At 56.8% G+C, this 711-nt stretch carries 2 protein-coding genes; one reads left to right on the top strand and one right to left on the bottom strand.

The window, feature by feature from the left end; all coding sequences use genetic code 11:
* Positions 1-232: hypothetical protein (locus ACLJK8_RS23050; RefSeq protein WP_413152711.1), on the top strand; the 232-nt coding region annotated here is incomplete at its 5' end.
* A 193-nt stretch (positions 233-425) separates the two neighbouring features.
* On the opposite strand, the gene ACLJK8_RS23045 is transcribed toward ACLJK8_RS23050, so the two are convergent.
* Positions 426-692 carry an ABC-three component system middle component 6 gene (locus tag ACLJK8_RS23045; protein WP_413152712.1) on the bottom strand — a complete coding sequence of 89 codons (267 nt, stop codon included), beginning with the start codon at positions 690-692 and terminating at the stop codon, positions 426-428.
* Positions 693-711: the final 19 nt, after the last annotated feature.

Below are 711 nucleotides of genomic sequence, written 5' to 3'. Positions count from 1 at the left end.
CGACGTCGGAAGCGTGGAGGATCTCGATCTCGGGTCTGAACTTAAGGTCGGCCATAAGGTCGCCTCTAAACCGAAAGGCACCCCAGCGTCAGACGGCCCTCCCCGGAGCCGTACGGCCATTCTCTCCCAGAAGGAAAAGCTTCCCATGCTCTGCACCCGATCGGCTTACAGTCACCATCTGGTCACGGATCCGGAAAACGCCGGTGAACTCAGCGTCGACCAACTCCGCTGAGCGAAACAGAGAGTCAGTGCCCGCTGAAGCTCCCAAGAGGAAATCTACGATCTGAACACAAAGCTGGTCTTTCCGGCGCTGTTGCGCGCGTTGCCGGGGGCTGCGGCATCCGTGGTGTCGGCCAGTAGGATGTTCAAACCGCTGTGAAACTTCAGAATCTTGAACTTCGGCAATGAGCTAGTAACCGAAAGTATCACGGTTGCGCACTCCGCGTAATCAGGCCCCAGCTATCATAGTCGATGGCATTGACTGCATAGAGCCAAGACAACGCCAAAACAAACCAGTCGAAGGTGATAGGGCGCCCACCGTAAGCTCGGGAAGTCAGAATCCACGTTTCGGACACGCTCCGTGCCTCGTTTAGCTGGGTGAATTGGCCCCCGTTTCGACCGGACACTTGAGCACAGCCATGGAGGCTTAGGCATATGCCTGAGCACGTGCTTATGTCTGAGATAGAGATCATCACTGATGGCGGCCGTCGG

The organism is Amaricoccus sp. W119, assembly GCF_047275745.1.
Taxonomy (GTDB): domain Bacteria; phylum Pseudomonadota; class Alphaproteobacteria; order Rhodobacterales; family Rhodobacteraceae; genus Amaricoccus.
The sequence above is the reverse complement of the archived record's forward strand: the minus strand, read 5'-3'. Positions and strand labels throughout refer to the sequence as shown.